General features: G+C 56.9%; 13 protein-coding genes. All 13 read left to right on the top strand.

Going from position 1 to position 14947, the window contains the following annotated elements; translation table 11 throughout:
* The coding region (locus tag A6D6_RS15305; RefSeq protein WP_201303805.1) for a calcium-binding protein at nucleotides 1-1730 on the top strand (1730 nt) is incomplete at its 5' end.
* 76 nt (nucleotides 1731-1806) lie between these two features.
* The gene (locus tag A6D6_RS15300; protein WP_236564119.1) at nucleotides 1807-3198 is read left to right on the top strand and encodes a TolC family outer membrane protein; all 1392 of its coding nucleotides are present in this window, start codon (nucleotides 1807-1809) and stop codon (nucleotides 3196-3198) included.
* Complete coding sequence (locus A6D6_RS15295; RefSeq protein ID WP_159661196.1) at nucleotides 3195-5384, top strand: type I secretion system permease/ATPase; 2190 nt, start codon at nucleotides 3195-3197, stop codon at nucleotides 5382-5384. Before A6D6_RS15300 ends, A6D6_RS15295 begins: the two co-directional genes overlap by 4 nt.
* Entirely contained in the window at nucleotides 5381-6652 is a 1272-nt protein-coding gene (locus A6D6_RS15290) for an HlyD family type I secretion periplasmic adaptor subunit (RefSeq protein ID WP_236564118.1), read from the top strand. Before A6D6_RS15295 ends, A6D6_RS15290 begins: the two co-directional genes overlap by 4 nt.
* A 331-nt stretch (nucleotides 6653-6983) precedes the next feature.
* Nucleotides 6984-7766 carry an esterase/lipase family protein gene (locus A6D6_RS15285; RefSeq protein ID WP_159661195.1) on the top strand — a complete coding sequence of 261 codons (783 nt, stop codon included), beginning with the start codon at nucleotides 6984-6986 and terminating at the stop codon, nucleotides 7764-7766.
* A 243-nt stretch (nucleotides 7767-8009) separates the two neighbouring features.
* Nucleotides 8010-9104: an AraC family transcriptional regulator gene (locus tag A6D6_RS15280; protein ID WP_159661194.1), complete on the top strand. Its 1095-nt coding sequence runs from the start codon at nucleotides 8010-8012 to the stop codon at nucleotides 9102-9104.
* A gap of 293 nt (nucleotides 9105-9397) precedes the next feature.
* Nucleotides 9398-9781, top strand: a complete 384-nt coding sequence (locus A6D6_RS15275; RefSeq protein ID WP_159661193.1) for a hypothetical protein — start codon at nucleotides 9398-9400, stop codon at nucleotides 9779-9781.
* A gap of 15 nt (nucleotides 9782-9796) precedes the next feature.
* The gene (locus A6D6_RS15270) at nucleotides 9797-10891 is read left to right on the top strand and encodes a PHA/PHB synthase family protein (RefSeq protein ID WP_159661192.1); all 1095 of its coding nucleotides are present in this window, start codon (nucleotides 9797-9799) and stop codon (nucleotides 10889-10891) included.
* Nucleotides 10888-11484, top strand: coding sequence for a GNAT family N-acetyltransferase (locus A6D6_RS15265; RefSeq protein WP_159661191.1), 597 nt, complete (start codon nucleotides 10888-10890; stop codon nucleotides 11482-11484). The genes A6D6_RS15270 and A6D6_RS15265 overlap by 4 nt, the downstream gene beginning before the upstream one ends.
* Nucleotides 11485-11509: 25 nt before the next feature.
* Nucleotides 11510-11740, top strand: a complete 231-nt coding sequence (locus tag A6D6_RS15260; RefSeq protein WP_159661190.1) for a DUF6489 family protein — start codon at nucleotides 11510-11512, stop codon at nucleotides 11738-11740.
* Nucleotides 11741-11921: 181 nt separating this feature from the next.
* Nucleotides 11922-12374 carry a TIGR01841 family phasin gene (gene phaP, locus A6D6_RS15255; RefSeq protein WP_159661189.1) on the top strand — a complete coding sequence of 151 codons (453 nt, stop codon included), beginning with the start codon at nucleotides 11922-11924 and terminating at the stop codon, nucleotides 12372-12374.
* An 89-nt stretch (nucleotides 12375-12463) separates the two neighbouring features.
* Nucleotides 12464-13231 carry an SDR family oxidoreductase gene (locus tag A6D6_RS15250; protein ID WP_159661188.1) on the top strand — a complete coding sequence of 256 codons (768 nt, stop codon included), beginning with the start codon at nucleotides 12464-12466 and terminating at the stop codon, nucleotides 13229-13231.
* Nucleotides 13232-13319: 88 nt separating this feature from the next.
* Complete coding sequence (locus A6D6_RS15245) at nucleotides 13320-14876, top strand: WS/DGAT/MGAT family O-acyltransferase (RefSeq protein ID WP_159661187.1); 1557 nt, start codon at nucleotides 13320-13322, stop codon at nucleotides 14874-14876.
* The last annotated feature ends 71 nt before the right edge of the window (nucleotides 14877-14947 follow it).

Below are 14947 nucleotides of genomic sequence, written 5' to 3'. Positions count from 1 at the left end.
ATACCAGTGCTCCAGCTACGATCGGTGTGGATGCCCTGGCTCCAGCCGCGCCGACCATCGAAGATGCGCTGGACGATGTGGATCCCGGCACCGGCCCGATACTGCCCGGCGGCAGCACTAACGATGATACGCCTACTCTGAGGGGTATGGCGGAAGCCAACAGCACCGTGGAGATTTTCCAGGATGGTGTTTCCGTGGGCACGGTGCAGACCGATGCCAGCGGTAACTGGAGTTTTGTCGTCCCGGCCGCACTGGCCGATGGTACTTATGGCTTCACGGCCACGGCCACGGACGAAGCGGGCAACACCTCGGATCCGAGTACCTTCTTTGATGTGACAGTGGACACCGTTGCTCCGGATGCGCCGACCTTGAGCATCGCCGATGCCGCCGACGGTATCGTCGACAGCAACGAAATGGTGGACGGGGTACAGGCCGAGGTAGGCCTGCCTGCCGGCGCCGAGGCGGGTGATGTCATCATTCTGACTTTCACCGGAGACGGCGGCGCGGTCTACACTGCTGAACACACCGTAACCACGGATGAGGTAACCGCGGGTACGGCCAATGTGGATGTGGCCCAATGGCTGGATGACGGTACCTACACCGCTACCGCCACGATCACCGATGCGGCGGGCAACGTCTCGCCGGATTCCAATTCGGTCGGCTTTGACGTCGATGCTTCCGGTCCGGTAGTGAATGTCGATGGCGGCAGTCTGCTGGGATTGATTGGTGTGGAAGCGATCGGGCTCCTTGATCTCAACCATCAGATGTTCTCTGCCTACGACCCGAATAACAATCTGGCGTCGGTCACTATCGAGATGTCTTCGCTGTTGAGCATCAACCAGATTCTGGGGCTGTTGGGAGCAGGGAACCAGACTTTGAACTGGTCTCAGGCGCTGGCTGATGAATTGGGACTGGATATCCAGTTCAGCGACTACAATCTTTTCCCTCTCAATCTCACACCGACACTGACGATTACCGCGGCGGACGGCGGCGCCATCGATAATCTCGCGATCAACGAGTTTTTGGCTTCGATCTATCTGGCGGATGCCTTGCTCGGAACCGATCTCGGATTGCTGCCAAGCTATACCATTACAGGGGAGGACCTCGACGGGCAGACCGCTACCGACAGCGTTACCGATCTGGCCGAGCTCAGCCTGTTGAACGCGGCGAATAATCCGGTGACTGATGGCACCTCGGGTGCCGACACCCTGGAAGGGACGGCGGGTGGTGATCGTCTCTATGGTTACGATGGTGACGATGTACTCAACGGCAACGCCGGAGATGACTGGCTGCGCGGTGGCAACGGCAACGACACCCTCAATGGCGGGGACGGTAACGATACCCTGGTCTACGAAGGCCTGGGTAACGATACTTTCGACGGCGGTGCCGGCGAGGATACATTGCTGTTGACTGGTGATGGCATTTCTCTCGACTTCGTTGACAGCCTCGCGGGCGACTATGTCGACCCGGCGACGATCAACAATATCGAGCATCTGTCGATCAGCGGCACCGGCGCCAACGAGATATCCATCGACCTGGCGTCGTTGATCGCAATGACCGATGCCAACAATGTGCTGTTCATAGACGGTGATCAGGACGATACGGTGGAACTGATCGGAGATTGGCAGAGTACCGGTACCTCCACCGTGGACGGCACCGATTACGTGGTCTACAGCCAGGAGGGCAATCCCAGTGAACTGTGGGTTCAAAGCGGCATCTCGGTGATTTAGTCCGCCGGCGACGCGCACCGGCACCGGGCCAAGAGGTCCGGTGCCTTCTTGGGGAAAACGGCAGTCAGGGATCTAAATGCGGTCTCATGGAAGCAAGGGCGTTCATCGTCCATACCTGTTAATGATCGTGATGCTGTGCGTTTGCCTTGGCGAGGCCCGGGCAGGGGAAACCGGTTTCGATAACGGTGCCAGGCAAAAACCTACCAAGGACGTTGCGGCATACGGAAGCGAAGCGGAACTCGATATTGTCAGCGCGGTTCAGCGGGCGGTGGATAGCCATCCTGTTATCGCTGAATCCATAGGCCGCCTGTTTCAGCAAAACGAGCAGGTGGCGGTGGCCCGCGCGGGCTATTATCCCGAGCTCAGCGCCGGTCTGAGCCGTGGTTATCGAGACTCCACCGGACGCTCCGAAGAGGCGCTGACTGCTTCGGCTTCCCAGATGTTGTATGACTTTGGCAAGGTCTCCAGTTCCGTTGCGGCGGCCTCCCATGGGGTGGAGCGAGACCGGGCCAATGTACTTTTGGCAGTGGACCAGCTAGCTCAACAGACCGCGCTGGCGGTGATCGAGGTTCAGCGCTATCAAACGCTGCTGGCAATCGCCGAGGAGCAGGTTGACGCCATCGGAGAGTTGCAGGAACTGGCGTCTCAGCGGGCCGCCAAGGGCGCGGCTACCCGGTCGGACGAAATTCAGGCGCTGTCCCGAAAAGAGGCGGCACAAGCCACGGTTCTGCAGTTCCAGGCGCAAAGCGATGCATGGCAGCGCAATCTGCAAAGTCTGCTGAATGCCCCCGGGCCGGTTAGGGTATCTCCAGCGTTTCCTAATCATCTGGCTGATGCCTGTCTGCTCGTGGAGGAGAACTTCGACAATGTGCCCCGAATCATGCGGGCGGAAGCGGAGCGGGAGGAGGCCCGTTCCCTGATCCGGCAGGCGCGGGCGCAGATGTTGCCAACCTTCTCGATCTCCGCGGATTTCGAGCACTATCTGAACGATCGCCCCGCGGAACTGGAAGCCATGGATCGTGACAATGACGTTTTCGTTTCCGTGGGGGTAAGCAGCAAGTTGTTTCAAGGCGGCGCGTTAAAGGCCCGCCGACGCGCGGCGGACTACGCCCTTGAGGCGGCGAATGCTGCCCGGGACGCCGCTTACCGGGAAGTGTCCCTGGGGTTACGGGAGGCAAAGGTACAGACACTGAGTCTGTCAGGGCGCCTCGAATTACTGAACAACCGTTATAACAGCATCGCCGAGACACAGAAGCTGTATCGGCAGCAGTACTTGTCCTTGGGAACGCGTTCATTGCTGGACATCCTCAACACGGAACAGGAAATCCATCAGTCCCGCATCGAACAACAGAATACCCGATTTGATCTGCGCCGCTTGCAAATCGACTGTCTTTACAACGTGGCGGAAATTCGCGCGGCGTTTGGTTTGAGCAGCGCCGCCGTACAGGGAGTGCCGATTCAGCCATGAATACCCAGGATGCGGAAGAACCCCCTGTCGAAGTCTCGCCGGCTCCCGACTACGGACCTTGGACCGAGGCCATGTTGGCGGTGGCCCGGCATTACCGTTTGGAATATTCCGAGGAGAATGTTCATCTGACCGCTGCCTGGAGCATGGGGCAGAGCTCGGGCGACGTGCTGAAGGCCATGGCTCGCCAATTGGGCCTGGCCTGCAAAATTGACGAGTTGGATCGGATGCCACTGACCCCTTGGCGGTTTCCCCTGGTGGTGCAATTCAAGGACGGTCAGGTGGCGGTGGCCGAAAGCATTGGTGGTGATGGGACGATCACTCTGTCCTATAGTGGTGATCAGGGCCTGAGGAGTCAGCTTTCTCGTCAGGAACTGATCGACAATGTGGTTCTCACTCTGATCCTGAGACCGGCCCGGTCAGCCCCCGACGCCAGGGTGGACGACTATGTGCGGCCTTATCAATCGAGTTGGTTCCGACGTATCATTCTTCGTGATCTGAAACCCTACGGCCATGTGATGTTGGCATCGCTGGCCGCCAATTTATTGGCGCTGGCCGGCATTCTGTTCTCCCGCCAGGTCTATGATCGGGTGGTCCCGGCGGAATCCTACGCCACTTTGTATGTGCTGTTCTCCGGTGTGCTGGTGGCAATGGTGTTTGACTTCATCCTGCGCAGGAGCCGTGTTCATATCACCGACCTGCTGGGGAAACGAGCCGACATGCGGGTGTCGGATCGGGTTTTTGGCCACGCGTTACGCATAAAAAACTCGGAAAAACCCAGATCCACCGGATCCTTCATCGCCCAGATTCGCGAGCTGGAGCATATTCGGGAGCTGCTTACTTCCAGTACGGTAACCGCCTTCGCGGATATGCCTTTCTTTTTCCTGTTCTGCTTCGTGCTCTGGTATATCGCCGGGCCACTGGTGCTGGTGCCATTGGCGGCGGTGGTTCTGATGATCATCCCTGGCCTGTTGGTGCAGAGACGCTTACATGTTCTGGCCAATGAGGCCATGCGCGAATCATCTTTACGTAATGCCATGCTGGTGGAGACCATCCAGGGGCTGGAGGATGTCAAGGCGTTGCAAGCGGAAGGGCGCTTCCAGCAGCAATGGAATCACTACAACGCGGTCACCGCCGACGTGAATCTGAAGCTGCGCAATATCGCCAATACCCTGGTGGTGTGGAGTCATACGGTACAGAGTGGGGTGTTCGCGGTCATAGTCCTGTTCGGTGCGCCGATGGTGATGGAAGCGGAGTTGTCGGTGGGGTCGCTGGTGGCAGCGTCTATCCTGGCCTCGCGCATGATGGCACCGATGTCTCAGATCACCCATGTGATGAGCAAATGGCAGCACGCCAAGGTGGCGATGAGCAGCCTGGATCAGATCATGGAACGTCCAGTGGACCATCCCGAGCAAGAGAAGCGCGTTCACCGGCCGTTCGTTACCGGCCACTATCAGTTCAAGCAAGCGGTGTTCCAATACCCGGAGGCCCCCACCGCCGCTTTGGCGGTGAAAACACTGGCGATAAAACCTGGAGAGCGTATTGGTGTGCTGGGGCGCAACGGCGCGGGCAAGTCCACTCTGTTGCAGGCCCTGGCCGGCGCCATCGAAGCCGGATCCGGACAGGTTCTCCTGGACGGCGTGAATCTTACCCATATCGACCCGGCGGATGTTCGCCGGGATGTCGGTCTCCTCAGCCAGAACGCGCGGCTGTTCCACGGCACCTTACGGGATAATCTGATGCTGGGCGCGCCCCATGTGTCCGACCAGGAGTTACTCGCAACCATGGAAATGACCGGCGCCAGCGATTATCTGAGAGCGCTGCCCGACGGGCTTGACCATCCGATTCTTGAAGGCGGGCTTGGCCTTTCCGGTGGCCAGCGCCAGTCTCTGTTGCTCTCCCGTTTGTTGTTGCGACAACCCAATATTCTACTGCTGGATGAACCTACCGCCTCACTGGATGAGACGGCGGAGAAGAAATTCATTCAGAGAATGAGTGACTGGCTGGACAACCGAACCCTGGTGGTGGCGACACACCGGATGAGTATGCTCAATCTGGTGGACCGTATCATTGTATTGGAAAATGGGCGGATTCTACTCGACGATACGCGAGCCAAAGTCCTTCCCATTCTATCGAAAAAGGCACCGGTTCAATCCGCGAAAAAGAGCGAGGAGGGGAACCGGTCATGAAGGACAAAAGGAAAGCCACCACGCCCCACCCGGCGGAAGCCACGGGGTTGTCGATGAACGCCGCTGGAGGGGCGGCCTCTTTGCTGGACTACGACAATGATCATCGCCACTACAACGACGAGGTGGACGATGCCACGGTGGTTCGTTCAACCCGTATTGTGTGGCTGGTTTGCCTGGTCATGGTGGCGTTACTGGTGTGGTCCTATTTTGCCAAAGTGGTGGAGGTCTCCACCGGCGATGGCCGTGTAATCCCATCTTCCCGGGAAAAGGTCATCCAGTCTCTGGAGGGCGGAATCCTGATGGACCTGAGGGTCAGGGAAGGGGACATCGTCGATGCCGGGCAAGTGCTGGCTCAGTTGGATCTGACCAAGACCGAGTCCAGTGTGGAAGAAAGCGCGGCCCGTTATCGCGCGGCACTGGGGACCGTTGCCAGACTGGAAGCGGAAGTCAACGAGACGCCGTTGATCTTCCCCGAGGCGCTACAAGCCTATCCCGAGCTCATCGCCGCCGAGACCGAGTTGTATGAAACACGGCGACGGGGGCTGCGATCGTCCCTGGCCGGGGTCCATAAGTCCCAGCGTATCGTGCGCGAAGAGTTGCAATTGACCGAATCGCTGCTGGAAATCGGTGCCGCCAGTAACGTGGAAGTGCTGCGCCTACGGCGCCAACTGTCGGAGCTGGAGCTCAAAGCCAGTGAGATCCGCTCTGAATACCTGATTCTGGCGCGGGAGGAGCTGGCCCGAGCCGAGGCGGAGGCCAGGGCGCTGTCCTCGGTGGTAAGAGGGCGCTCGGATGCTCTGTCGAGACTGACACTGCGTTCGCCGGTGCGTGGGGTGGTGAAGGACATTGAAGTGAGCACCCGGGGCGGGGTAATTCCTCCCAATGGCCGTCTCATGGAAATCGTGCCGTTGGATGATCAGTTGCTGGTGGAAGCACGGATTTCCCCGAGAGATATTGCCTTTATTCATCCCGGGCAACCCGCCAAGGTAAAGATCACTGCCTATGACTACACCGTTTATGGCGACCTGGATGGTGAAGTGGCGATGATTTCGCCGGATACCATTCAGGACGAGGTCAAGCCGGAGATATTTTACTACCGCGTGTTCATCCGTACCAAAACGGATGCTCTGATCAATGATGCGGGTAGCCGGTTCCCGATCGTACCGGGGATGATCGCCAAAGTGGATATCCGCACCGGCGAGAAGACCATTTTCGAGTATCTGATGAAGCCGATCGACCACGCTGGAGAGGCCCTGCGGGAACGCTAGCTCCGGATGATTGCCGACAATCAAACCGTGGGGGAGCTTTCCCCCTTGACGCGTCGCTGGCGCGGGCTTACTGCATGCCGGCCCATTCCAAGCCATTCCAAAGAGATAAAATCGAAATCGGCGTCCCCGGGGGTTCTGAACGGACTGGCCGGTCGGTCAATTCAGACCTAGCGCCGCTGTGTCCATCTTTTATTGTGTTAACAGCACACGGCAGATTTGCTGATTGAGCGTTGCTCATAGGGACCATGGTGGAACAAGTGAGCAGAAAATAACCATTCAGGTTTGTGCCGACGAGACTCAAGTAACAACAACGAATGAAAGGAGCTCGAATATGCAGGCTGTTTCCAGCGAGATCAAAGCACCGTCCTTATTCCTGTTCTGGGCGGAATGGCGGGCTGCCTTAGAGTTTGGAAGTCTGACTTTATCCCTTCCGTGGCTCGGAACCCTGCCCAAGGGGGACGGCCATCCGGTATTGGTATTACCAGGACTCAGCGCTGATGATTCCAGCACCGTGGCGTTACGAATGTTCCTGCGTAATCGCGGCTACGAACCTTACGGCTGGAATCTGGGACGTAATGTGGGCTATCGCTCTGGTATGCGCGAACGGCAGATCGAACGATTAAAGGAAATCCACGAGCGGCATGGCCAAAAGGTAAGTCTGATCGGATGGAGCCTGGGGGGACTTTATGCCCGTGAGCTGGCCAAGCAGGCGCCGGATCTGGTGCGCCAGGTGATCACCCTGGGATCGCCGTTCAAGGGAAACCCCAGAGCCAGTAACGCCTGGCGCCTTTATGAATCCTTGTCTGGTCACTCCGTGGACAAGGTGCGGGAATCCCTGCATGTTGAGGTGCCGCCGGATGTACCCTTCAGTTCAGTGTATAGCCGCACCGATGGCATAGTGGCATGGGAATGTTCCATCGAGGAAGAAGGGGAAAAACGCGAGAATATCGAGATCAGAGGCAGCCATTGCGGCCTGGGGCATAATCCTCTTGCCTATTATGTGATCGCTGATCGGCTGGCGCAGAAGGAGGGTGGCTGGCGTCCCTTCAAGGGCGGGGAAGCCTATCGGGGCTGGTTCCCGGAACCGGCGCGGTACGCCGATATCGCATCGTAACATAGGGTCGACTGGCGCCGTGACAGGCGCTGGTTCTCGGTGTCGCCGGTACTTCAATTGGTACCAGGAGTGCTGGTGTCACCGCTTTTTTACTCATGGATGGATGTGTCCATGAGTAGCGGCTTTTTCATCTCAAAAATAATTCCATTCCCTTAAGATTTTACCAGGAACCAGATAATTAAATGCTTGACCGGCGATGCGTTCAGCCGCTAATTATTAGGGTGTTGCACCGGGAGAAAGACGATGCCCGCATTAAAACAACTAAATGAACGCGATCCGGTAATACCCGTTATGGTAGACGACTTTGTTCCTGCTTCCGAAAGATGTGTCAATTTTACTCACTCCATCACCGCTATCATCCAACAAGTCGAATCACAAACGGGCGCCGCGCAAAGGATACTGGATGGGACGGGTCTTGAGGTGCCGATGCTGACCAGGCACACCACGCGCACTTCCTGTCAACACCTTGAGAGAGTGGTCCGTAATACCTTGAACCTGATGCACGACACGGATGTGGCCCTGCGGGCAGGTCGGAGGATGCATGTGACCAGTTATGGAATGTATGGCTACGCTTTACTGAGCAGTGCCAATTTCATTGATGTGTCGATGGTCAACAACAAATACATCCTTTCCGGCAGTCCGTTTTGCCAGGCCCCCATGATTCTGCAAGACAACGGTGGCTACTGCACTCTCACACCAAGGCAATGGGCTGATCCCGCGGATATGGCCTATCGATTCTCGGTGGAGTTCGCGTTGGCCGCTCATCTGTCGGTTTGCCGGGATGTGACCGGCGGCAGATTCCGGTTTTCGCGCGTGGAGCTGGCTTACCCCCGCCCCCTCTATGGCCACGCTTATGAAGAAATCCTGGAATGCCCGGTATCCTTTGATCAAGAAGAGAATATTTATCGCTTTGAAGCGCCAGGCATGCAGGATCCCTTACCCTTTGCCGATGCTCGCACCAATGCCATGGTGTTGGAAATCTGCGAAAAACTCCTGAGCGAACTCAACGTCTCGGGTGGGATCGCCGCTGATGTGCGCGAGCTGCTGGTGGAGTACGTTGGCCATTTTCCTGACCTTGAGGGGGTGGCGACGGAGTTGGGTATGCATCCGAGAGCGCTGCGTCGCAGACTTACCAATGAGGACACCTCCTTCAGGGAGTTGCTACGGGATGTACGGATGAGGCTGGCGGTGGAGTACTTGCGCAAAACCGAACTGACCAACGAAGAGATTTCCTGTCGATTGGGCTATTCGGACGCGGCCAACTTCCGCCATGCCTTCAAACGCTGGACGGGATGCTCTCCGTCCGAATACCGGGGAATGGATCCAAACGGCGATTGAGCGGGGCTCCAATCTCCATTTCCAGGTACTTTTTTTCCTCCTTGAAAGCAGTCTTATCCGCAGCGGTGTGGGATGGTCCCATGCTGCTGATCATCCGGCCTTGTCTGTCCGTAAATCACCGGACGAAAGGACGCTGAGCACCTTTTCCGACGCCTCGTGCGGAGCACTATATTTATTGGAGAAAGAGTGCTGCCGGCACCGCGAAATGACATCGGTCATGAGGCCCCGGTAGCAGCACGGAGCGACGAAAAGTGCGCTAGAGGTAGTGGTACGAAAGGCCGAAAGGATAAGACATGAGCAATAAGCGGGACGATAGTACTTCTCAAGATCCCTTTGAGGCATGGCGCAGCTTTCTGACCGAGGCGGAAAGGAATATCAACGAGAGCCTCAGCAAAGCAATGGCCACACCTCAATACACTGCGGCGAGTCAGGGCGTCTTGAAGGCACTTCTACAATCCCAGAATACCTTCCAGAAAATGACACGGCGTTATCTCGAGACGGTGAATCTGGCTACCCGGGATGACATAACGGCAATCGCCGAGCGCCTGGATGCCATTGAGGAAAGCCTGAGTCGTTTGGAAAAAAGTGCTGCCGTTGCCGGTAAATCCCGCAGCGCCAGCCGGTCCACGGCCGCGAAACCGAAACGGACACGCAGTCCAAGCATAAATACGGATTAGACGGGGGGGCTCCTTATGACCAGCAAGGTTGAAGCCGATACCTCCTCATTTTCTGGCCAGGTTGCTGATATCGTCCAGCGTGAGGTGGAAAGGGTGATTCAGCGCCAAATAAAGGGGATGGAGTATCTGAACCGCAGTGGCATCGACGCGGGCAAGACACCGAAAGAGGAACTTTACCGGCAGGGAACCCTGGTGCTTTATCACTATTTGCCGCAGACCGAGGAAGTATATCGCGTACCGGTTCTGTTGGTGATGTCCTTGATCAACAAGCCGTACATCATGGATTTGGCTCCTGGACAGAGCCTGGTCGAGTATCTGGTTCAAAGGGGGTTTGATGTCTATCTGATCGACTGGGGCGCGCCACGGGACGAGGACAAGGACTTGCGTCTCGAGGACTATGTTCTGGACTTCCTACCGACCTGTATCGCACGTGTCCAGGAATACAGCGGCGAACAGGATGTTTCGATTCTGGGTTATTGTTTCGGCGGTCTGTTGTCGGTGTTATACGCCACGCAGTATCCGGATGGCCCGTTAAAGAATCTGCTGTGCCTGACCACGCCAGTTGATTTCTCGGGAATGACGTTGCAAAGGGCATGGACGGACAAGCGCCATTTTGACGTTGACGATATCGTCGACCGGTTAGGCAATGTGCCCGCCGAGATGATTCTCGCATCCTTTGACATGCTGCGGCCGGCATCCCGCTTTTTTTCCCAGATCCGGCTGTGGGAAAACATGTGGAATGATGAGTTCGTCACCGCCTATCGCCGTCTGGACCGATGGAGTAACGATCAGATTCCTTTTGCCGGTGAATGTTTTCGTCAGACGGTGAAAGAGCTGCTTCAGGAAAACCGCCTCGTGGAGGGGCACCTCCAACTCAATGGCCGTAAGGTCGATCTCGGAAAGATAACGATGCCCTTTATGCATGTCGTCGCCAAGTACGACCATATCGTTCCTTATGAATCCGCCAAATGCCTGGTAAACAGGGTGACGTCGGAAGATCGCATCGAGGAGGTCATTGAGGGTGGACACGTCAGTCTGGTTGCCGGGCGTAATGCGATCAAACGTCTATGGCCCAGAATCGATGGATGGTTGTCGGAGCGTTCGTTATGAGTAGTGAGAGTGCAGAGCGTCTGCCACGTGAGCAAGTCCTTGCAGGTGAGTCCGTAGTGCTGCGGTTGATGACGAAATCCGACCAGGAGCCGATGCTCCGTTTCGCCTTCAATCTACCTGACCACGATTTGCTATTTCTGATGCGGGACATTACGCAGCCGGCGGTGATTCGAAAATGGCTCGATGAGGTGGAATCCGGTCGGATGATGGGGCTGGTGGCGGAGAGCGGTAGCCGATTTATGGGTACCGCCACGGTTATCCCTTCCGATGAGCCCTGGTCACCCCATGTGGGAGAGCTTCGCGTCCTGGTCAGCGTTGATGCGCGTGGCACGGGGCTGGGAACGGTGCTGGTGCAGGAAGCCTTCGCCGCCGCACTGAATCTGGGTATGGAAAGGATCGTGGTACGAATGACACCGGACCAAAAAGGAGCGATAGCGGTATTCGAGGGATTGGGATTCCGTCCAGAGGGTATTCTCCGGGATCACGTGAGAGATCTGCGGGGCAAAAAGCATGACCTTCTTGTCATGGGGCATGACGTCCGGGGATTCCAGGGGGTGCTCGGTGCCTATGGTGTCACCGATGCGCTTTCCTGAAGAAAACGAATAATAAGGAGCAGCGATGAAAGTGACCATCAATGTGGAGTGCACTCCGGAAGAAGCCCGTGTTCTTCTGGGCCTTCCGAACTGGAAGCCCATGCAGGATCGCATGATGAAGGGCGCGGAGGACCGGGTGCAGGCCTATTTCAAGAAGCTTGATCCAAAGGAGTTGGTCAAAACCTGGTTGCCGGTGGCTCCGGGAACGGAGCAATGGCAATCGTTGTTTTCCAAATGGCGAGGGGAGGAAAAGTAAGTTACAGGCATCGATGGACCAGCATTACTCGTGTCCCAAAATGACCGGTTTGGCTGTCACTGCAAACCTCGCTGGGGTTAGGAGGCCTTGTTAACGTTGTCATTGGCAACCGTTTGGCTGATCCAGTACGGATCCATGTCCAAATCATTTTATAACCAGGCAGAGCAGGAGAGGCAGAAGCATGGCAGTAAAAAGCGCCAAAGAATCAGCGGAAAAAACCGACAACCCCGCCACCCAATGGGCGGATCAAGTGAAAGGTTTGTTTGAGAAATACAAGTTGCCGGGCGTCGATCTGGAGGCTATAGCGGAATGGCAGAAGAAGGAGCTCGAGGCCTTGAATGAAGCCAGCCGTCAGGCTTCGGAAGGCATCAGTACGCTGGTCAAACGGCGTGGAGAAATCCTTGAAGAAACTCTTCAGGAATGGCAGGTGGCAGTAAAGGAAGCCAGCGCGTCGGGCGAAGGTCTGAGCAAGCAGGGTGAAGCGGCCCGCGAGCGGCTCAAGAAAGCGATGAGCAATGTGCGTGAGTTGGCTGAATTGGAAGTCAAAGCACACAGCGATGCCTGGAAAGTACTTCAGGAGCGCCTGCAGGAAAATATGAGTAATCTGCAGAATCTGATTCAACCAAAAAAATAACCGGCCTTGTCAGACGCCCGGGTGTCAAGCTTGCGCCCGGGCTCCGGTTAGAAGAATACCGTAAAGAATAATAAGCATGGGAGACGGGAATGAGCTTATCCGAATTACAGAACCTCGATGGCTGTGTCGCTTTGGTCACGGGGGGCTCGCGCGGACTTGGTTTGCAGATGGCTGAAGTCCTCGGTGAACTGGGTGCCAAGGTGGCGATCACCGCCCGTAAAATGCACGAACTGACGGCGGCGGCGGAGCATCTCAGGTCGCTGGGCGTCGAGACCTTTCCGATTGTCTGTGACATGTCCAACCTTGATGCCATTCCCTCCATGGTGGGTACGGTGGTGGACGCTCTGGGGCCGATCGATGTCCTGGTCAATAACGCCGGGACTTCCTGGGGAGCAAGCACCGTCGATCACAGCCTGGACGGATGGCAGAAAGTCATCAACCTGAATGTGACAGCCATCTTCGTAATCACCCAGGAAGTAGGGCGGCGCTGCATGGTGCCGCGCAAGAGTGGCAAGGTTATCAATATTGCTTCCATCCAGGGGCTGGCAGGCCTCTATCCCGAAGGCATACCAACATTGGGCTATAACGCCAGCAAGGGCGCCGTGGTGAACATGACACGGACCCTGGCCAATGAATGGGCGCCGCTCGGTATCAACGTCAATGCCATTGCACCGGGTTACTTCCCCACCAAGATGACCGCTCAACTGAGTGAAAGCGAAACGTCCAAAATGTCAGTGATGGACAGAGTCGGAGGCTCCGAGGATTTAAAAGGGGTGACGGCGCTGTTCGCCACCAGGGCCGGCGCTTTCATCACCGGACAAATTCTGGCTGTCGACGGCGGCATTACCGCCGTCTGACTGCGCGCATCCGTTTGCCCGCGTGCTCTTTGTTCGCCGAGGTTCGCGGGTGACGTGAAAGAATCGATGTCTTCCGGGAGATAACAGCATGGAACATCTCAGCAGTATTGATGCCTCGTTCTTGCATCTGGAAACCCCTGAAACGCCAATGCACGTGGCAAGTCTGGCCTTGGTCGACGCCCCAGAGGGCGACATCACGGATTTCTATAACAAAGTCAAGAAGCTGGTCGGCGACCGGATGCACTTGTCGGGTGTGCTGACACGCAAACTGGCGCCCATGCCTTTTGAACTGGCCGAGCCGGTGTGGATCGAGGATCACGACATTGATCTGGATTACCACATCCGCCATATGACGGTTCGAAAGCCGGGAACCATGCAGGAGTTCGATCAGCTGATCGGTCGTTTGCACTCCATGCTGCTCGATCGCAGCCGCCCCTTATGGGAAATCTATGTGATTGACGGCCTGGAATCAGGGCAGGTCGGCATCTATGCCAAGCTTCACCACAGCGGAATCGATGGTAAGGCGGGGATGGAATTTGCCAAGGTGCTTTATGACACCACGGAGGAAATCCGCAAGGTGATACCGCCTCGTCGTTCCCGTGGCGGTGCTTACCAATTGGGTTTCGCTGAACTGCTGCGGGCTGGTTTTACCAATACGGCACACCAGTACCGGAAGCTCGCGGGTATGATGCCGGTTACCGCTAATCTGTGGGGCAAGGCCGCCAATATCATGGCCAGCCAATCGATGAGATCCGGAGAGCGCCCGCTCAATCTCGGGATGGCGCCGCGCACTATTTTTAATGAATCGATTACCAATCAGCGTTCCTTCGCGCGAATGACATTGTCGATGGGCGAGGTCAAGGCTCTGGGCAAGCGGGCCGGTGGGACCATCAACACCGTTATCATGACCATGTGCAGCGAAGCTTTGCGTGGCTTTCTCAAGGACCGGGGCCTGCTGCCCAAAGAGTCCCTGGTCGCCATGGTCCCGGCCAGTCTCAGATCCGCCGACGACGATACCATGAATAATCAGGTGACCATGATTCGTGTGGACCTTGCCACCGATATTGAAGACCTGAGAGAACGGTTCCATGCGATACATGATTCGTCCGAGGCCGGCAAATCGGTGGTCAGGGAATTAAAGGAAGTGCTCGCCGTGGACCTGCCGGTAATGGGCGCGCCCTGGTTCATGACCGGCCTGGCATCGTTGATCGGGCGCAGCCGCCTGCTCAACCAGATGCCGGCGGTGGGCAATGTGCTGATCTCCAACGTGCCTGGACCGCCGATGCCGCTGTATATCGCGGGGGCAAGAATGCAGCATTATTACCCTGTTTCGATTCCCTACCACGGTAGCGGTTTGAATATCACCTTGCACAGCTATGCAGGGCAGCTCGAATTTGGCATTACCGCCTGTCGCAGGATGCTGCCGCAAGATGAGGCTTATGAGTTGCTGGAGCGATTGGAGCAGGCTCTGCGCAAGATCGAGGCGCTGCCGGAAGAGGCAGCCGCGGCCGAAGCCTCCGCCAGTGAAGTCAAGGTGAACGAAACCGTACCAGCGAAAAAGAAAGCCAAGGCGAAGTCCTCGGCGGCCAGCAAGGCGCCTCGCCGGCGCAAGGCCGCCGCCGGAAAGCCGTCTTCAGCGTCTTGAGGGAAGGAGCCGGACACTGATTGCCAGTGGCTGGGCTGGTGTCCTTCTGGACAGAAAACGTAACCAATAGT

This window comes from Alcanivorax xiamenensis (genome assembly GCF_009846745.1).
Taxonomy (GTDB): domain Bacteria; phylum Pseudomonadota; class Gammaproteobacteria; order Pseudomonadales; family Alcanivoracaceae; genus Alloalcanivorax; species Alloalcanivorax xiamenensis.
This window is presented reverse-complemented; position numbering and strand designations above follow the sequence as displayed.